At 66.2% G+C, this 20651-nt stretch carries 8 protein-coding genes; 6 read left to right on the forward strand and 2 right to left on the reverse strand.

The genetic code is table 11. The features are described from left to right. Positions 1-9: 9 nt before the first annotated feature. Positions 10-11619, reverse strand: coding sequence for an Ig-like domain-containing protein (locus A6723_RS31795; protein WP_054909325.1), 11610 nt, complete (start codon positions 11617-11619; stop codon positions 10-12). Positions 11620-12442: 823 nt separating this feature from the next. Continuing rightward, positions 12443-14077: a malate dehydrogenase (quinone) gene (gene mqo / locus A6723_RS15815; RefSeq protein WP_054909324.1), complete on the reverse strand. Its 1635-nt coding sequence runs from the start codon at positions 14075-14077 to the stop codon at positions 12443-12445. 668 nt (positions 14078-14745) lie between these two features. On the opposite strand from mqo, the gene A6723_RS15820 reads away from it, so the two are divergent. The 6 genes from A6723_RS15820 to A6723_RS15845 all read left to right on the forward strand — a co-directional run bounded on the left by A6723_RS15820 (position 14746) and on the right by A6723_RS15845 (position 20609). Next, complete coding sequence (locus A6723_RS15820; RefSeq protein ID WP_054909323.1) at positions 14746-15411, forward strand: GntR family transcriptional regulator; 666 nt, start codon at positions 14746-14748, stop codon at positions 15409-15411. A gap of 90 nt (positions 15412-15501) precedes the next feature. Next, the gene (locus tag A6723_RS15825) at positions 15502-16308 is read left to right on the forward strand and encodes an ABC transporter substrate-binding protein (RefSeq protein WP_037009662.1); all 807 of its coding nucleotides are present in this window, start codon (positions 15502-15504) and stop codon (positions 16306-16308) included. An 11-nt stretch (positions 16309-16319) separates the two neighbouring features. Further along, positions 16320-17087: an amino acid ABC transporter permease gene (locus A6723_RS15830; protein ID WP_054909322.1), complete on the forward strand. Its 768-nt coding sequence runs from the start codon at positions 16320-16322 to the stop codon at positions 17085-17087. A 1-nt stretch (position 17088) separates the two neighbouring features. After that, positions 17089-17868, forward strand: coding sequence for an amino acid ABC transporter ATP-binding protein (locus A6723_RS15835; protein WP_038803185.1), 780 nt, complete (start codon positions 17089-17091; stop codon positions 17866-17868). Positions 17869-17889: 21 nt separating this feature from the next. After that, positions 17890-18975 (forward strand): polyamine ABC transporter substrate-binding protein, encoded by a 1086-nt coding sequence (locus tag A6723_RS15840; protein WP_054909321.1) that lies wholly within the window; start codon positions 17890-17892, stop codon positions 18973-18975. Positions 18976-18992: 17 nt separating this feature from the next. Continuing rightward, on the forward strand, positions 18993-20609 hold the full coding sequence (locus A6723_RS15845; RefSeq protein WP_054909320.1) for a gamma-glutamyltransferase family protein: 1617 nt from the start codon (positions 18993-18995) through the stop codon (positions 20607-20609). Positions 20610-20651: the final 42 nt, after the last annotated feature.

A 20651-nucleotide genomic window follows, 5' to 3' on the forward strand; every position in this document is an offset into this window, starting at 1 on the left:
TTTCCTTGTTCAAGACACAACGACGTGGACGGTGTTCTCCTCCACCAGCAGGGTGCTGGTGCCAAAACTGTAGACGTCATAGCTGATACCGCCATGGACCTGGTTGACGCCGGTGTCCACCGCGCCTCTGACCGTCAACGTGTCGTTGGCGTCGCCGGTGATCTGCAGGGTGTGGTTGGCGTCGGTCACCGCATTCACCTGGGCGGCGGTGAGCGTCAGGCTGCTGCCCGCGTCCCCCTTGACCATGTCGAAACGCTCGACGTTGGTGAAGGTGCCAGTCCCGACCGCGCCGTAGTTCAGGTTGATGCCGTTGCCGAGCATCACCGTGTCGAAGCCGGTACCGCCGTCGATGGTCTTGAAGTTGGTGGCCTGCAACTGGATGGTGTCGTTGCCGTCGCCGGCCTGGACGATATCGTTGGTGCCCACATGCAGGAACAGATCGGCACCGGCATTGCCGTAGAAGTGCTCAGCGCCGCTCTGGCCGACGAACACGTCGGCGCCTGCCGTACCGGTGACGCTGACCTCGCCGATGGCCAGGGTCAGGCCGGAGCCGGTGAGGGACAGGCCATAGGTCGCGCTCGGGTGGCCGGCGGAGTCATAGGCGATCAACTGCAGGCTGAGCTGGCTGCCCAGGTTGAGTATCTGGGTCACCGACAGGCCGAGCTGCGCCAGCAGGTCCGGTGCCAGCAGATTGATGGTGAAGTGCCCGGTGGCGTCGACCGTGGGATGCAGCGTCACGTTTGCCGCCGGGGTGACCACCTGCACGGCCAGGCTGCCGCCGGCAATCGCCGCACCGCTGATACCCAGGGTCGGCGGCAGCAAGCCCACGGCGAGGCCGAGGCCGCCGATGGTCACGGTGTTCTGCGTGAGCACACTCTCCAGGTTGAGGCTCGCCGCGGTGCCGACGTTGCCGGCGGCGTCACGCGCCGCCACCGCGATGCTGGCGTCGAGTAACTGGTCCCAGGTCAGGCTGGCACCGGTCAGACCAGTCAACAGGTCCAGCGTATTGGCACCGCTGCTGCCGGCCGAGATTTCCGTATGCGAGCTCAGCCCGGCGAGATTGACGTCCACCAGCAAGGTGCTGTTGGCCTCGCCGCTGATGCCCAGCACGTTGCCAGCCAGCGCCAGCACCGGTGCGGTCGGTGCCAGGGTATCGACGGTAAATGCCGCCGGAGTCGCCGTCAGGCCGCCGTTGACGTCGGCGGTAATGCTCGCCGCGCCCTGTGGGAACACCCCGACGCCGGCGCCCGGCAATACGGTCACCAGCGCCACCCCGGCAAGGATTTCCGCCGCCGTGAGCACGTGCGCCTGGGTGTAGGTGAAACCGCCCGCGCCGCTGTAGCGCAGGGTCAGGGTCTGCCCGGCCTGCGCACCGGCAGTCAGGCCCACCCGCACCTGGATGCCATCGGAGAGTTCGGTCTTGTTGATGTAGCCGTCGGCCGCTTCGGCAATGGCCAGCACCGGCCGGGTCAGGTCCGGCGCCTGGATCTGGATCGCCGAACCGACGTTGCCGGCGGCATCCACCGCGTTCACCGTCAGCACCTGGCCGGCCGTCAGCGCCGGGCTGAGGTTGACCGTGAAGTTGCCGCTGCCGTTGGCCTGTACGGTGATCGGATTGTTCGTGTCGCCGTTGATGATCACCTTCACCGTGCTGTTGGCTTCGGCGATGCCGGTGAGCACCGTGCCATTGGCGGTGACGCTCAAGCCGCTGGGCGCCACCGGGGCGACGCTGTCAATGCCGACCGTAGTCGCCACGCTGATGTTGCCGGCGGCGTCCTTGGCGGTAACGCTGACCTGGGTGTTGTTGGCCAGCGCCGTACCCGGCGTGAAGCTCCAGTGCCCGGTGCCATCGGCGGTGACCTGCGCGATGACCGCGCCGCCGACCTTGAGAATCACCGTCGAACCGATCTCCGCCGTACCGCTGAGTACCGTGCCATTGCTCGGCGCCACCACGGGCGCCGTCGGCGCCACCGCGTCCACGGTGACGCTGGCGGCGACACTGGTGTTGCCCACCGCGTCCTTGGCCACGATGCTCACCTGGGCGTTGTTCGCCACTGCCGTGCCGGGAGCGAAGCTCCATTGGCCCTGGGCGTTGGCGGTGACCTGGCCGATCACTGCGCCACCGACGCTGAGGATCACTGTCGAACCCGCCTCGGCGGTGCCGCTGAATACGGTGCCGTTGCTCGGTGTCACCACTGGCACGGTTGGCGCCACGGCATCCACCGTGGTGCTGGCGGCGACGCTGACATTGCCTGCGGCATCCTTGGCGACCACGCTGACCACCACGCCGTTGCCCAGCGGAACACCGGGCGTGAAGCTCCAGATGCCGCTGGCATTGGTGGTGACCTGGCCGAGCAGCGCGCCGTTGGCGCCGGTGATGATCACCGTCGAGTTGGCTTCGGCGGTACCGCTGAAGGTGACGCCATTGCTGGCGGCGATGGTCGGGGCGTTGGGCGCGACGCTGTCCACCGTGACGCTGACGGCACCGCTGGTATTGCCGGCGGCATCGCGGGCCACGACGCTGACCTGTACGCCATTGGCCAGCGCAGTACCCGGCGCATAGCTCCAGTGGCCGCTGGCATCGGCAGTGACCTGGGCGATGGGAACTCCGCCCACGCTGAGAATCACCGTCGCACCCGCCTCGGCGGTACCGCTCAGGGCACTGCCGTTGCTCGGTGTCACCACCGGTACCGCCGGTGCCAGTGCATCGACCACCGCCACGGCAGCAGCGCTGAGGTTGCCGCTGCCATCGCGAGCGACCGCAGTGACCACCGCACCATCGGCCAGCGCCAGGCCGGGAACATAGCTCCAGTTGCCGGCGCCATTGACCGACACCTGCGCGACCTGGACGCCGTTGACACTGATCAGGACCGTCGCATTGGCCTCCGCGGTACCGCTGATGGACAGGCCATTGCTCGGGCTGATGACCGGGATGGCCGGAAGGCTGGCGTCGACCGTGACATCGCCTGGCAGCCCGACATTACCCGCGGCGTCCCGCGCACTGGCGCTCACCAGCACGCCGTCGCCCACCGGAACGGCCGGGACGTATTGCCAGTTGCCGTTGGCATCGACCTTCACCTCGGCCAGCACACTGCCGCCGATGCTCAGCACGACGGTGGCGTTGGCCTCGGCGGTGCCGGCGAAGACCGTGCCATCGCTCGCCGCGATGACGGGCGGCGGCGGTGCCACGGCGTCGACCGTGACGCTCACGGCGCTGCTGAGGTTGCCCGCCGCATCGCGCGCCACCACGCTTACCTGGACGCCATTCTGCAGCCCGATAGGTGGCGCGTAGTTCCAGTGGCCGCTTCCATCCACCTGCACTTGCGCCAGCGTCACCCCGCCGACACTGACCAGGATGGTTGCCCCCACCTCGCCGGTGCCACTCAGCAGGGTACCGTTGCTCGGGTCGCAGACGGGCGGATTGGGTGCCTGGCTGTCGACCACGGTGGACGCCGCGCCGCTGGTGTTGCCGGCGGCATCCTGGGCCACGGCATTCACCGTGGTGCCGTTGGCCAGCGCCGGGCTCGGGGTGAACGACCAGTGGCCGCTGCCGTCTGCCTGCGTCGTGCCGATCAGGTTGCCATTGCCATCGTGGAGGATGACCGTCGCACTGCTCTCGGCGGTGCCGGCCAGTTGCGTGCCGTTGCTCGGGTCGATAGTCGGCGTCGGCGGCGCCACCGAATCCACCGTGGTAGTGGCGATACCGCTGCCGTTGCCGGCGGCGTCGCGCGCCTGCACATTCACCACGGTGCCGTTGGCCAGCGCCGTGCCGGGAGTGAAGCTCCAGTGACCGCTGCCATCGGCAGTGGTCTGGCCGATGAGATTGCCGCCACCATCGGTGAGAATCACCCTGGCGCCGGCTTCGGCGGTACCGGCCAGGTGCGTGCCGTTGCTCGGCTCCACGGTCGGTGTCGGCGGCGGCACGGTATCCACGGTGGTAGTGGCTACACCGCTGCTATTGCCCGCGGCATCGCGCGCGACGACGTTGACCACGGCGCCGTCTGGCAGCGCAACGCCGGGCGTGAAGCTCCAGTTGCCACTGCCATTGGCGGTGGTCTGGCCAATCGGGTTGCCGTTGCCATCGGTGAGGATCACCGTGGCATTGGCTTCGGCCGTGCCGGACAGCAGCGAGCCGTTGCTCGGGTCGATGGTCGGGGTAGCCGGCGCCACGCTGTCGATGGTGGTGCTGGCGGCGCCACTGGTGTTGCCGACCGCATCGCGCGCCACCGCGTTGACCACTGTGCCGTTGGCCAGTGCAGTGCCCGGCATGAAGCTCCAGACGCCACTGCCGTTGGCAGTGGTCTGGCCGATGAGGTTGCCATTGCCATCGGTGAGGATCACCGTGGCGTTGATTTCCGCGGTGCCGTGCAGCTCGGTGCCATTGCTGGCAGCAATGGTCGGATTGCCAGGTGCCACCGAGTCGACGGTAGTGCTGACCGGCCCGCTTGTGTTGCCAGCGGCATCCCGGGCCACAGCATTGACCTGGGTGCCGTTGGCCAGCGCCGGGCTGACTGCCAGGCTCCAGTTGCCGGAGCCGTCAGCGTGTACCTGGCCAATGGGATTACCGCCACCGTCGGTGAGTATCACCGTGGCATTGGCCTCGGCCGTACCGCTGAGCGACGTGCCATTGCTGAGATTGATGGTGGGAGTGGGTGGCGCCACCGCATCCACGGTGGTCGTGGCCATGCTACTGGTGTTGCCGGCAGCATCGCGCGCCACCACATCCACCACCACGCCATTGGCCAGCGGTGTGCCGGGCGTGAAGCTCCACTGTCCGCTGCCATTGGCTACGGTCTGGCCGATGGGGTTGCCGTTGCCGTCGGTAATCAGAATGATGGCATTGGCCTCGGCGGTGCCACTGAGTACGACGCCATTACTCGGATCGACGGTGGGCACGCCCGGCGCGACACTGTCGATCGTGGTGCTGCCGAGCACACTGGTGTTGCCCGCGGCATCCCGTGCCACGGCATTCACCACGGTGCCATTGGCCAGCGCCGCAATCGGGGTGAAGCTCCAGTTGCCGCTGCCATCGGCGGTGGTCTGGCCGATGACGTTGCCGTTGCCATCGGTCAGCAGGATCGTGGCGTTGGCCTCGGCGGTACCGGCCACCACGCTGCCATTGCTCGGAGCGACGACTGGTGCAGCAGGCGCCACAGCGTCGATGGTGGTGAGCCCCGGGATGCTGGTGTTGCCTGCGGCATCCGTCGCCAGCACCTGGACCTGGGTACCGTCCGCCAGCGGGGACCCGGGGCTGAAGCTCCACTTCCCGGCTGCGTCGGCGGTGGTCGAGCCGATCAGTTGGCCGCCACCAGTGAGCAGGGTAATGACGCTACCGGCCTCTGCGGTCCCGCTGAGGAGGATTCCATTGCTGGGCTGAACCACCGGCTGAGCCGGAGCCAGCGCATCGATGATGACGCTGCTGACGCCGCTGACGCGCGTCCCGTCCACCACCACGGCGCGTACCTCCACGCCATTGGCCAGAGGCGCGCTCGGCGTCCAGCTCCAGTGGCCGGAGCCATCCGCGTTGACCTCGATCAGCACGTTGCCACCGGCGTCGAGAATCCGCACCAGCGCCAGGGCGTCAGCGGTACCGCTGATCGTCACGCCGTTGCTCGGCTCGAAGACGGGCGGGTTGGGCAACGTCGTATCGACCACAACACTGGCACTCGGACCGGTGTTGCCCGCGGCGTCCTGCGCCACGGCAGTCACACTCGTACCATTGGGCAGCGGCACGGGAGGCGTGAAGCTCCAGTGGCCGGAGCTATCGGCGGTGGTCTGGCCGATGGCAGTGCCACTGCCGTTGGTGAGGATGACCGTGCTGCCCGCCTCCGCCGTGCCGATCAGCAGAGTGCCATTGCTGTCGCTGATGGTCGGCGCACCTGGAGCAACGGCATCGATGGTGACCGTGGTGGGCGCGCTGGCATTGCCCGCGGCGTCCACTGCCACCACGCTGGGCTGGGTGCCGTCGCCCAGGGTCGGGCTGAGCGGAAGCGTCCAATGACCGTTGATGTCGGCCTGGACACGCCCCAGTTCCACGCCGCCCAGGCTGACGATCACAGTGCTGCCCGCCTCCGCGGTGCCGCTCAGGCTGCTGCCGTTGCTCGGCACCACCGTGGGTGCAGACGGAGCGATGCTGTCGATGACGATGCTGGCCGAGTTGCTGGTATTGCCGGCGGCGTCCTGGGCAACCACGGTGATGACGGTGCCATCGGGCAGCGCCGGGCTCAGGGTGAACGTCCATTTGCCGTCGGAGTCGGTGGTCGCCTGGCCGATCAGCACATTGTTCGCGTAGACCAGGGTAATGGTGCTGCCGATCTCCGCCGTACCGCTGACGATGGTGCCATTGCTCGGGTTGATCAGCGGCGCCGCGGGCGCATCGGCATCCACGGTGGTGCTGGCGGCGCCGCTGCTGTTGCCGGCGGCATCGCGCGCCACCGCGTTGACCACGGTGCCGTCGGGCACCTGGGTGCCGGCATTGAAGGTCCATCGGCCATCGGCATCGGCGGTGGCCTGGCCGATCGGATTACCGCCGGCGTCCGTGAGGATCACCGTCGCGCCTGCTTCGGCGGTGCCGGAGAAGGTGAGGCCTTCGCTGGGGAGAATGGTCGGGGTCGGCGGCGCCACACTGTCGATGACGCCACTGACCGTCTGGCTGCTGTTGCCGGCGGCATCCACAGCCACCACGGAGACGTTGGTGTTGTTCGCCAGTTGGCTGCCCGGGGTGTAGCTCCAGTGGCCGTCATTGCCCACGACGACGCGCGCTACTTCGCTGCCGGCGACGCTGATGATCACCGTGCTGCCGATCTCGCCGGTGCCGGTGAGCGACACACCGTTACTCGGGTCGAGTGTCGGGTTGGCCGGCGGAACCGCGTCGACCGTGACCTGCACCGTACCGCTCTGGTTGCCTGCCGCATCCTTGGCAACGACCGTCACCACCGTGCCATCGGCCAACGGCTGGTGCGGCGTGAACGACCAGGCGCCGCCCGCCCCCACGGTGGTCTGGCCGAGGGTGCTGCCGTTGCCATCGGTGAAGACCAGCGTGCTGCCCTCCTCGCCAGTGCCGCTGAGGCTGGTGCCGTTGCTGGGATTGACCACGGGTGTGCTCGGCGCACTGGAGTCCACCACCGTGCTGGTGCCATTGCTCGGGTTCCCGGCGGCGTCGGTGGCAACCACCGTGACTGTGCTGCCGTTGGGCAACGGCGTGGTCGGTGTGATGCTCCAGTTGCCCTGGCCGTCGGCAGTGGTCTGCCCGACCGGATTGTTGCTGCCATCGGTCACGGTCACCGTGCTGCCCGGCTCAGCGGTGCCGCTGATGCTGCTGCCGTTGCTGGGGTTGACCACGGGCGCGGCCGGCGGCGTGCTGTCCACCGTGACCGTGGTGGTACCGCTGCGGTTGCCGGCGGCGTCCACTGCGACCACGCTGAGGGTCACCCCATCGGGCAGCGGGCTGCTCGGTGTGTAGCTCCAGGTGCCGCCAGGGCTGACCGGCACCTGGGCAATCACCTGGCCGTTGGCGGAAATGATCACCACCTCGGCATTGGCCTCGGCGGTACCCGTCAGCTCACTGCCGCTGCTGGGCTCGACCACCGGCGCGGCCGGTGCCTGGGTATCCACCGTCACGCTGGCGGTACCGCTTTCATTGCCGGCGGCATCACGGGCCTGCACCGTCAGTTGCGTACCGTTGGTCAACGCCGGCTGCGGGGCGAACGACCAGTGCCCGCCAGCATCGGCCGTCACCTGGCCGATCACATTGCCGCCGGCATTGCGCACCAGGATGGTCGCGCCGGCTTCGGCGCTACCCTCGACCAGCGCCCCATTGCTCGGCTCCACCGTTGGCGTCGGCGGTGCCACATTGTCCACCGTGGTACTGGCCGACGTGCTGGTGTTGCCGGCAGCGTCGCTGGCCACGGCGTTGACCACCGTGCCGTTGGGCAGCGGGCTGGCCGGAGTGAAGCTCCAGTGACCAGTGCCATCGACGCTGGCCTGGCCGATGAGGTTGCCGCTGCCATCGGTGAGCGTCACCGTCGAACCGGCTTCGGCGCTGCCGCTGAGGGACGTACCGTTGCTGCCATCGATGGTCGGCGCGGCCGGGGCGACCGAATCCACCGTGCCGTTGACCGGCACGCTGCTGCGGCCACTGCCAGGGTCGACCGCGACCACCTGGTAGGCCGCACCGTTGGCCAACGCCGAGCCGGCCGAGAAACTCCAGTGGCCATTGCCGTCAGCGGAGGTCTGGCCGATGAGGTTGCCGTTGCCATCGCGGATGACGATCTGCTGGCCTGCCTCCGCGGTGCCGCTGAAATCCACGCCGTTGCTGGCGTCCACCTGCGGCGGCGAGACCAGCGCGCTATTCACCGTAGTACTGGCGGCGATGCTGGTATTGCCCGCGGCGTCGCGCGCCGTGACCTGCAGGAGCGTACCGTCCGGCTGTTGCTGGCCGAAGGTGAATGACCAGGCGCCATTCACGCCCACCGTCACCTGCCCCAGCAGGTTACCGTTGCCATCGCTGATCAGCACGGTGCTGCCCGGCTCCGCGGTACCACTGAGCTGCAGGCCGTTGCTCGGATTCACCTGCGGCGCTGGCGGCGCCACAGCGTCCACCGTGGTCTGTGCCGACGTACTGGTATTGCCGGCGGCGTCGCGCGCCACGGCATTGACCACAGTGCCATTGGCCAGCGGGACGCCCGGAGTGAAGCTCCAGTGGCCAGTCCCGTCAGCAGTGACCTGGCCGATCGGATTGCCGCTGCCATCGGTGAGGATCACCCTGGCGTTCGCCTCGGCCGTACCGGAAAGCACGCTGCCATTGCTCGGAGCGATGACCGGAACGGAAGGCGCCAGCCCGTCCACCGTGACGCTGCTGGCCAGGCTCGGGTTACCCGATGGATCGACGGCGACCACGCTCAGCACTGAACCATTGGGGATCTGCGTGGACGGCGTGAACGACCAGTTGCCGGAGCCATCCGCGCTGGTCTGGCCGATCAGGTTGCCGCCGGCATCGAGAATCCGCACGGTGGCGCCCGCCTCGGCGGTGCCGGTCAGGACCAGGCCATTGCTGGGCGCCACGACGGGCGGCGGTGGTGCAATCGTGTCCACCGTTACCGTACCGGCCAAGCTGGAGTTGCCGGCGGCGTCCCGGGCAATGGCATTGACCAGCGTGCCATTGGCCAGCGGTGTTTGCGGGCTGAAAGTCCAATGTCCGTTCGCATCGACGGTGGTCTGGCCGATCGGGTTGCCATTGCCATCGAGCAGGATAATCGTCGCGCCAATCTCGGCGGTCCCGGCAATTACGCTGCCATTGCTCGCGTCGACGTGCGGCGCGGCCGGTGCCACGGAGTCCGTGGTCACCAGGACCACGGTGCTCTGGTGGCTGTTGGTGGTGTCGACCGCGGTCACCTGCAATTGCGTGCCATCAGGGAACTGCGTGCCAGGGATATAGCTCCAGCTACCGTTCGCGTCGGCGGTGACCGCAGCGAGCAGCGTACCGTTGGCATCGCGGATCTCCACCCGCAGCCCGGGCTCGGCATGGCCGAAGATCACGTGGCCGTCGCTGGGCTCGACAATCGGAGCGGGCACCGTGCCGTCGTCGACCACGACCGTGGTCGGGGCGCCGACATTGCCGGAAGCGTCCTTGGCGAGGACTTTCACCTCGCTGCCGTTGGCCAGCGGCGGGGAGAAGGTGAACGACCAGGCACCGCTGCCGTCAGCCTGGGTCTGGCCAATCTGTTGGCCATTGCCATTCAACAGCAGGATCGTCGCGCCTGGCTCGGCGGTGCCGGAAAACAATCCGCCATCGCTCGGGTTGACCAGCGGCGCCGCAGGCGCCAGCGCGTCGACGGTGACATGCCCTGGCAGGCTGGTGTTGCCGGCGGCATCGCGTGCCGTGGCTGTGACCTCGGTACCATTGGGCAGTGCCGAACCCGGAGCAAAACTCCAGTGGCCGCTGCCGTCGGCCTGCACGGTGCCGATCGGAACTCCACCGGGCCCGGTCAGGACCACGGTGCTGCCTGCCTCCGCGGTACCTTCCAGCAGGCTGCCATTGCTCGGGGCGATGGTTGGCGCAGCCGGCGCCAGCGCGTCCACCGTCACGCTCGATATGCCGCTGGTACCCATCGGACCGCGCGCGATGGCATTGACCACCGTGCCGTCGGGCAGCGCTGCGGTTGGCGTAAAGCTCCAATGTCCGTCACCGCCGACCAGCGCAACCCCGATCACTCCACCCTGTGCATTGGTCAGGTACACCGTCGTACCGACCGTGGCCGTGCCCTGGATGACGTGGCCGTTGCTCGCTTCAATCACCGGCGACGGCAGGCTGCTCGGGTTCGGCGCGATCACTTGCGCCAGAGGGCTGGCATTGCCCGCCGCATCATGGACGATTACCGAGACCGGCTGGCCGCCCAGCAGCGGCGGGTTCAGCGTGAGGCTGAAACTACCGTCCGCCCCCACCTGCACCGTGATGTCCGGTACCCCATCGTTGTTCAGGTCAATCGTCAGGGAACTGCCAGGCTCGGCATGGCCGGTAAGCTGGCTGCCGTCGGTACTGATGGCCAGGCCGCTGGCCGGTGCCGGCGGCGTGGTGTCCGGTGCGCTGACCACGGTGGCAGGGCCGGTGTTGCCGGCATGGTCGGTCACCGTCACCGTGACGCTCTGGCCATTGGTCAGCGGGGTGGGCAAGGTGATCTGGAAAGTCCCATCGGAACCGGCAACCCCACTGGCATCGGGGATGCCATCGCCATTGGTGTCGACCTTCACAGTGGCGCCCGGCTCGGCACTGCCGCTGACCTTGCTGCCGTCTTCGGAGACCGTCACGCCTGTTGCGGCACCCGGCGGCGTGGTATCCGGTGCGGTGACCGTAGTGCCGGAACTGGCACTGCCGCCATTGGGGCCGCGCACGATGACGGTGACAGTCTCGCCATTGCTCAGCGGCGGGCTGACCGGTACCTGGAAGTTGCCATTGCCGTCCACCGGCGCGCTGTAGTCCGGCTGGCCGTCACCATTGACGTCCACTTCGACAGTGCTGCCGGGCGTAGCGCGGCCGGAGATCGTGCTGCCGTCGGGGCTGACCGCGACATCGGTCGCCGGTGCCGGCGTCGTGGGCGGGTTGCTTCCGCTTCCACCTCCGCCACCGCCACCGCCACCACCGCCGCTACTGGCAATGGCTGCACCGCCGGCGATCACCGCGGCAGCGGCGAGAATGGTTCCAGTCACGCCCAGGCCAGCGATACCGCCGGCAGCACCGGCGGTGCCCGCGGCAGCGGCCTCGGCGCCGGTAAGGGACTCGAACCCGGCGTCGATCGGCTCGGAGGCATAAGTGGCCGTGAGGGTGCCATCGGCAGCGACCTGGTCGAGCTCGGTCACCACTAGGTCGCCCTTATCGTTGACCAGGTAGAGCTGGCTGGGTGGCTGGTCCGGGGCGTAGAAGTTGGCGATACGGATGGTTTCGCCATCCTTGAGGTGTACCACCAGGTCTGCACCGACCTGCTGGTAGCTGGCGACCGCATCAGCGGTGACATCCAGGGCCACATTGCTGGCCTGCTGAAGAACGATGCTTCCTTGAACCGTCTGCTGCGTGGCGGTGGCTACCTCCACCTGAGATGCCACGACCTTCGCCTGGATCGCCATGCTGTCTTCCTCTGACCGGAACTGTTGTTGTTTATGGCCTGAAAGAAATAGCAGCTTCTGTACAAGGCGCTGGAGGCACTCCCACGGCCTCTTGGACGAAAGGTTTAATCGAAAGGTAGTAACCTAAGCACCCACGGGAAAGTTCAGACATCAGTCACCAATGGAAGATATAAGCGCTGGCTGTTATCCCATTAATTTTCGACAATTAATTGACATGCACTGCAAGCAGCGTCAGTCCGGGAACACACTCTTTTCATCGCGGATGATCGGCCACACTTCGCCACTACGGCCCCTCCATGACAATATTCAGTCGCTTGCCTGACTATCGCCAACGGCTTACACCGATGTAATCCATAACTTACAAAAATACCGTTCGTCGGAAAAATTAATAACGCAATCCTGTCCGGACGGTCATGCCCATTTCCAGCCCAGCCGGCCCGCCGAGGCCCGCTCCAGAGCGAAGCGGCGGAATAGACAGGCTGACATGCAAAATCGAATGTAAATGTCCGCTTTCCGACTGCACGGCTGGCAGATCGTCACCGCTGAATACGCGAGCGCGAAACTTTGGCAAAAGCAGCGGATTACCGGGTGTCGTTATCCAATCGGCTCACACCGGCACTTTCGAAGTTGTCTGTTTTCTCGCAAGGACAATCCAAGCGACATGGGAAAGGCAGGGATATAGCGCGGAGGCCGAGACTATATCTCGGCAATTGGCACCGAACTTTAGTTCGGCCAATACAAGAGTGGATGAATAGAGGGAGAGTGATTCCGAAGACCGGGATTGAAGTCCGGTCTTCGGACCTTGCTTATTCAGCGTGGCAACTTAAAGCGCCATGTCGCTGGAGGCTTTTTCCGTAGCCGGGGCAGCGTCGGTCGGCTGCACGGCCGGTGCCTGGTCGATGGCCGGCGGCGGGTCCAGTTGCAGGACCTTGGCGGTGTAGCTCCACTCGGCGTAGGTCTTCTCCGGGCTGTCGTTGAGCTTGCTGCCGTAGCTCGGGACAATCTGGTGGACCTTGGCCTGCCACTCGGGCGTGGCGAGCTTGTCCTTGAACACCTTCTCCAGCACGTTGAGCATGATCGGCGCCGCAGTGGATGCACCCGGCGAAGCGCCCAGCAGGCCGGCAATGCTGCCGTCGGCGGAAGCGACGATCTCGGTGCCGAGCTTCAGCACACCGCCCTTGTCCGCGTCACGCTTGATGATCTGCACGCGCTGGCCGGCCTGCCACAGGCGCCAGTCCTCGGCCTTGGCTTCCGGGAAGTATTCGCGCAGCGCGGCGAGGCGGTCGTCATCGGAGAGCATCAGCTGGCCGGCGAGGTACTCCACCAGCGGGTACTCGTCGATGCCCACGCGGGTCATCGGCCAGACGTTGTGGACGTTGGTGCTGCCCAGCAGGTCGAGGTACGAGCCTTCCTTGAGGAACTTGGTGGAGAAGGTGGCGAACGGCCCGAACAGGATCACGCGCTTGCCGTCGAGCACGCGGGTGTCCAGGTGCGGCACGGACATCGGCGGTGCGCCAACCGACGCCTTGCCGTAAGCCTTGGCCAGGTGCTGCTGGGCGATGGTCGGGTTCTCGGTGACCAGGAACGAACCACCCACCGGGAAACCGGCGTAGTCCTTGGCTTCCTCGATACCGGACTTCTGCAACAGGCGCAGCGCGCCGCCACCAGCACCGATGAAGACGAACTTGGCGTCGGTCTCGGTAACGCTGCCGTCCTTGAGGTTCTTGTACTCGACGCGCCAGGTGCCATCGTCGTTACGGGTGATGTTCTCGACTTCGCTGGAGAGCTTCAGGCTGAAGTTCGGCCTGGTCTGCAGGTAGCCGGCGAACTGGCGGGTGATCTCGCCGAAGTTCACATCGGTGCCGATGGGCGTCCAGGTGGCGGCAATCTTCTGCGAAGGATCGCGGCCCTGCATCATCAGCGGCACCCACTTGGCGATCTGCGCCGGGTCCTCGGAGTACTGCATGCCGCGGAACAGCGGGCTGGCCTGCAGCGCTTCGTAGCGCTTCTTGAGGAAGGCGATGTTGTCATCGCCCCAGACGAAGCTCATGTGCGGGGTGGAGTTGATGAACGAGCGCGGGTTCTTCAGCACACCGTTCTGCACCTGCCAGGCCCAGAACTGACGGGAGATCTGGAAGGACTCGTTGATCTCCACGGCCTTGGCGATGGTGACGTTGCCGTCCTTGTCCTCGGGCGTGTAGTTCAGCTCGGCCAGGGCGGAATGGCCGGTGCCGGCGTTGTTCCAGCCGTTGGAGCTTTCCTGGGCGACGCCGTCGAGGCGCTCGACCATTTCCATCGACCAACCCGGTTCCAGCTCATTGAGCCAGACGCCCAGGGTGGTGCTCATGATGCCGCCGCCGATCAGCAGCACGTCGACTTTCTTGGTATCCGCAAAGGCGGGCGCGCAATTCACTGCCAGAGCGAGGCCCAGCAGCGCCCCGCTAACTTTCTTGATCATCGAAAGGTTTCTCGTCGTTAGGGCTTGGCCTTCCCCACCGGCGTCATTCAGCGTGAAGGCCAGACCCGGCGCACAGCGTGCGAGCGATGGGCAAGGCGACAGATGACGAGGATGAGTCGGGACTCAGTTCCCTCCTCCGCCGGCTCTGGGGCCTGCTTGATGGAATGAGGGACGTCCTGCGCAGAGAGACACGCAAAGCCTTCGGCTTTGGCTTTTGTTGTGGGAGGGATGCATGGTCTGCTGAAACGTTTGTGCATTCTATAGAAAGCCGCAGCTATTCACCAAGCGTCTTGGTCAACTATCGACCAGCCGGTTTGTATGTAGGTGTGTTCTTCGGTTGCACGCGGCGCGCGCGCCATGGACTGTAGGAGCGAGCTTGCTCCCCCCTCAGCCTCGGTTTCGCCGGGTAACCCTTCGCAAGCGCGCTCGCTCCTACAAAACTCAATGCTCTTGCTGCACCACAACGTTACCGAAGCGCACCGCGAGCGCGCACCAACAGCCCCATCCGTTACTGTTTCGCCCCTTCCCCCTCCATGGCTCCTACGCCACTTTCCGGCGCCCGCCGCTCTACCCCGCCGACTTCCAATCACTTCGCCATCATTGGCACGGCATCTGCTTATTTGCATGCATGGATAATTGGATCCAAAAATCCACAAGGAAACATCCCCATGCGCCTGGTGCCCACTGCCCGCCCACCGATGAGTGCCGAAGACGAGGCCTACGACTACCTCCTCCAAGCCATCTGCACCGGCCATTACAAGACTGGCGACCGGCTGGTGGCCGAGGACATCGCCGGTGAGATCGGCATGAGCCGCATGCCCGTGCGCGGAGCCTTCAAGCGCCTGGACGCCGAAGGCCTGGTCACCCTGCGGCCCAATCGCGGCGCCATCGTCAGCGGCCTGAACATCGAGGAGATGCGTGAAGTCTTCGAAATGCGCAGCGCCCTGGAAGGCTTGGCCATCCGCATTGCCGTGCCGCAACTGAGCGACCGCGACATCTCTCGCCTGGAGCGCATGCTCGATGAGATGGACGACTACCGCGACGACAGCGCGCAGTGGGTCAGCCGTCACCGCGCCTTCCATGAATACCTCTGCAGCCTCGCCGGGCGCCCTCGCCTGCTACGCCAGATCACCGCCCTGTATTCGGTGATCGAGCCGCACATGCGCCTGTGGCTGCAGCACGTCGACAAGCCCATGAGCGCTCGCGAAGAGCACGCGGTGATCCTCGACGCCCTGCGCTCGGGCGATGCCCGCGAAGCCGAGCGGGTGATCTGCGATCACATCGAGGGAACCATCCCCTCCCTGGCCAAATTCCTCGAGGCGCAATCCTCCTGAGCAAGCGCAAGTCCTTTGAAGCAACGGGCGCCTAGACCCGTACTTCTGTGTCCCTGAACTGCCCCTGGCAACCCCACCCCGGAGAGCAACATGTTCGAACGCAGGATCCCGCAGTGCCTTCTCGCCCTTTGCCTGGCCGCCCCGCTGGCGCACGCCGAAGTGAAGATTCCCGACCGCTTGCAGAACGCCAGCAAGGTCACTTTCTGCGGCGGCATGGACTCCCCGCCCATGGGCTTCTATGACGCCAACCAGAAGCTCACCGGGGTCACCATCGACCTCGGCGAAGCCATCGCCAAGCGCCTGGGCGACAAGAAGATCGACTGGCGCATCACGCCCTTTTCCGGGCTGATCCCGGCGCTGCTCGCCGGCCAGTGCGACATGCTGGTGGACCAGCTGTTCGACAAGCCCGAGCGGCGCGAAGTGATCGACATGGTCAACTACATGTACTCCAGCCAGGCCGTGGTCGTCGGCAAGGGCAACCCCGAAGGCATCCGCAGCCTTGACGACCTCTCCGGCAAGAAGGTCGCCGTGCTCAATGGCTCGACCATCCGCACCCTGCTCGACGCCCACAACGAGAAGCTGGCCAAGGCCGGCAAGCCGCCGATGAAGGTGGTGGTCTACAACACCGACACCGACGCCTTCCAGTCCCTGCGCATCCGCCAGACCGACGCCTACGGCACCACCGTGGAAACCGCCGGCTACTACCAGAGCATGGCCCCGGACCTGTTCGAGATCGGCGTGCCGGCCTTCGCACGCATCCTCACCGGCCTGGGCATCCGCAAGGAAGACAAGCAGCTCAGCGAAGCCGTCACCCAGATCATCAAGGATATGCAGGCCGACGGCAGCTACGCCGCGCTCCTGGCCAAGTGGCACATCGAAGGCGACAAACTGGACTGAGGTAACGAGACATGAACTTCAGTTGGGACGTGTTCTGGCAGTACCTGCTGCGGCCGAGCGATATCTACCTCTACGGCCTCTGGCTGACCTGCGTGATTGCCGTCAGCGCCATGCTCCTGGGCTGCGTGCTCGGGCTGCTGGCGGCGCTGATGCGCCTGTCGACCAACCCGCTACTGCAATACCCGGTGCGCTTCTACGTGTGGCTGATGCGCGGCACGCCGCTGCTGGTGCAGATCGTCTTCCTCTACACCGCACTGGCCGCCGGCGGCCTCTTCCGCTTCGAGGACCTGGACCTGGGGCTGTTCATCCTGCCCGGCAACATCCAGGCAGCGATCATCGCCCTGGGCCTCAACGAAGGCGCGTACATGGCCGAGATCATCCGCGCCGGCATCGGCGCGGTGGACAAGGGCCAGTACGAAGCCGGCAAATCCCTCGGCATGACCTTCCCCAAGCTGATGCGCCGCATCGTGCTGCCCCAGGCCTTCCGGGTGATCGTTCCGCCGCTGGGCAACGAGTTCAACGTGATGCTGAAGAACACCACGCTGGTCAGCGTGATCGGCGTGCAGGAACTGCTGCTGAGCACCCAGATGGTCACCTCGGCGACCTTCCGCGTGTTCGAGCTGTACCTGGTCGTGGCGATCTACTTCCTCGCCCTGACCACCCTGTGGGGCTTCTTCCAGCGCTGGCTGGAAGTTCGCTTCGGCAAATCCGACGGCCAGGCCGCCGCACCGAACCGCATGTTCGGTCGCCAGGCGATGAAACTGCTGAGGGGGCGTTGAGATGATCCCGGACATGAAAGACGTGGTGATCCAGGCCCGCGACGTGCACAAGGCCTTCGGCGAGCTGGAAATCCTCAAGGGCGTGTCCCTGGAAGTGCACCGCGGCGAAGTGGTGGTGCTGATCGGTGCCTCCGGCTCGGGCAAGACCACCTTCATCCGCTGCATGAACCACCTGGAAGACATCCAGGGCGGCAGCATCCGTGTCAACGGCGAGCTGATGGGCTACCGCGAGCGCCCCGACGGCAAGCTGGTACGCGACTCGGAAAGCAACATCGCCCGGCGCCGCCGCGACATCGGCATGGTGTTCCAGCGCTTCAACCTGTTCCCGCACATGACCGTGCTGGAAAACATCATCGAAGCGCCGACCCAGGTGCTCGGCGTGTCCAGGGGCGAAGCGCTGGAGCAGGCGCGCCGCCTGCTCGCCCGCGTGCGTCTATCGGACAAGGCCGAGCACTACCCTGGCCAGCTTTCCGGCGGCCAGCAGCAGCGCGTGGCCATCGCTCGCGCCCTGGCGATGAAGCCCCAGGCGATGCTCTTCGACGAACCCACCAGCGCCCTCGACCCGGAAACCGTCGGCGAAGTGCTGCAGGTGATGAAGGAGCTCGCCGACGAAGGCATGACCATGGTGGTCGTCACCCACGAAATGGGCTTCGCCCGCGAAGTGGCCGACCGCGTGGTGGTCCTGCACCAGGGCGAACTCATCGAAGAGGGCCCGCCCGCGCAGGTCTTCGGCAATCCGCACCACCCGCGTACGCGGGAATTCCTCAGCCGTGTTCTCTGACCAATGAAGAAAGGAAAGCTCATGCGTAATGGAGTTCTGCTGTTCACCCTTCTCGCCTGCGCCACCGCAGCCCATGCCGACGACAAGCTGGTGCGCTTCTACAACTGGTCCGACTACATGGGCCCGGACACCCTGAAGAACTTCGAGAAGGACACCGGCATCAAGGTCCAGTACGACGTCTTCGATACCAACGAGATGCTCGAAGCCAAGCTGCTCTCCGGGCACTCGGGGTACGACCTGGTGGTGCCGTCCAGCCAGTTCCTCACCAAGCAGATCAACGCCGGCGTCTACCAGAAGCTCGATCGCGCCCAGTTGCCCAACTGGAAGCACCTCGACCCGCGCCTGATGAAGCGCCTGGAAGCCGCCGACCCGGGCAACCAGTACGCCGTGCCCTACATGTGGGGCACCGTGGGCATCGGCTACAACTACGACAAGGTCAAGGCCGCACTCGGCGACAGCGCGCCGCTGGATTCCTGGGACCTGATCTTCAAGCCCGAGAACCTCGCCAAGCTGCACGGCTGCGGCGTGGCCTTCCTCGACGCACCGGTGAAGATCATCCCGCAGGCCCTGCACTACCTGGGCCTGGACCCGAACAGCACGAATCCCGAGGACTACACCAAGGCCTCGGCGCTGCTGCAGAAGCTGCGTCCGTCGATCACCTACTTCAACTCCTCCAAGTACACCACCGACCTCGCCAACGGCGACATCTGCGTGGCCGTCGGCTACTCGGGCGATGTCATGCAGGCGCAGACCCGCGCCCAGGAAGCCGGCAAGAAGATCGACGTGCGCTACGTGATTCCCAAGGAAGGCGCCAACCTCTGGTTCGACATGCTCGCCATCCCGCGCGACTCGAAGAACCCCAAGGGCGCCCACGAGTTGGTGAACTACCTGCTGCGCCCGGAAGTGATCGCTCCGGTCAGCGACTACGTCGGCTACGCCAACCCCAACCCGGACGCCACGCCGCTGCTCGATGCAAAAGTGCGCGACAACCCCGGCATCTACCCCAGCGACGCGGTGATCGAGAAGCTCTACGTCTCCGCCGACCTGCCGCCGAAAATCCAGCGCGTGATCACCCGCGAATGGACCCGTATCAAGACTGACCGCTGAACCGAAGAGAGTTTTCCATGCTGAGCTTCTCTGCCCACGAGTACCCCTACGCTTCCCAGCGCCAGAGCGTGTTCGCCCGTAACGGCATGGTCGCCGCCTCGCAGCCCCTGGCTGCCGAGGCCGGCATCGCCATGCTGCGTGCCGGCGGCAACGCCATCGACGCCGCCATCGCTACCGCCGCCGCGCTGACCGTGGTCGAACCCACCGGCTGCGCCATCGGCGGCGACGCCTTCGCCCTGGTCTGGGTCAAGGACCAGTTGCACGGCCTGGACGCCAGCGGCCACGCGCCGGCGTCCATTTCCATCGACAAGGTGAAAGCCGCCGGGCACGACAAGATGCCCGTTCACGGCTGGCTGCCGGTCACCGTGCCGGGCATTCCCTCGGCCTGGGCCGAGCTGTCCGCACGCTTCGGCAAGCTGCCCTTCGCCGACCTGCTGCAACCGGCCATTGCCCTCGCCCGCGACGGCTTCCCGGTGTCCCCGGTAGTCGCCCATCAATGGGAAATCGCCCGCCGCGAATACCAGGAAAGCCGCGCCGCCGTGCCGGCCCTGGAAGCCTGGTTCGACACCTTTACCGTCAACGGCGAAGCGCCGCGCGCCGGCCAGCTGTTCCGTAACCCGGCCCAGGCGAAAACCCTCGCCGAGCTGGCCGAGACGAAGTGCGAAAGCTTCTACCGTGGCGCCCTCGCCCAGCGCCTGGCCGCGCACTCCGCCGCCACCGGCGGCGAGCTGAGCGCCGCTGACCTGGCCGGCTACAAGCCCAAGTGGGTCGAGCCGATCAAGACCAACTACCGCGGCTACGACGTCTGGGAAATCCCGCCGGCCGGCCAGGGCCTGATCGCCCTGATGACCCTGAACATCCTCCAGGGCTACGACTTCGACCAGCGCGACAGCCAGCTCACCTGGCACCGCCAGCTCGAAGCGATGAAGAAGGCCTACGCCGACGGCCTGCACTACATCACTGACGCCGAGCACATGCGCGTCAGCACCGCCGCGCTGCTGTCCGATGACTATGCCGCGCGCCGCCGCGCCGAGATCGGCGAGCACGCCGCCGAACCCAGGCATGGCGACCCGCTCTCCAGCGGCACCGTGTACATCGCCACCGCCGACGGAGAAGGCAACATGGTCTCGTTCATCCAGAGCGCGTACCACGGCTTCGGCTCCGGCGTGGTGCTGCCCGACAGTGGTATCGGCCTGCAGAACCGCGGCTCGGAATTCAGCCTCGACCCGGCGCACTCCAACGCCCTGGCACCGGGCAAGAAGACCTTCCACACCATCATCCCCGGCTTCCTCAGCAAGGATGGCGTGGCCGTCGGCCCGTTCGGCGTGATGGGCGGCTACATGCAGCCCCAGGGCCACGTGCAGATGGTGATGAACCTGGTGGACTTCGGCCTCAACCCGCAGGCTGCGCTGGACGCCCCACGCTGGCAATGGCTGGGTGGCATGAAGGTCGGCATCGAGCAGCACGCCAACCGCGACCTCGCCTTCGGCCTTGCGCGGCGTGGCCACGAGGTGGAGATCGCCTGCGACCTGACCGACTACGGCCGCGGCCAGATCATCGTCCGCGATCCGCAGACCGGCGTGCTCTGTGGCGGTACCGAGCCGCGGGCGGATTCGCATATCGCGGTGTGCTGACACCTCCCTGCACCGCACCGAATGTCAGCCCTGGCTGACTTT

The organism is Pseudomonas sp. AU11447, assembly GCF_001672555.2.
Lineage (GTDB): Bacteria > Pseudomonadota > Gammaproteobacteria > Pseudomonadales > Pseudomonadaceae > Pseudomonas > Pseudomonas nitroreducens.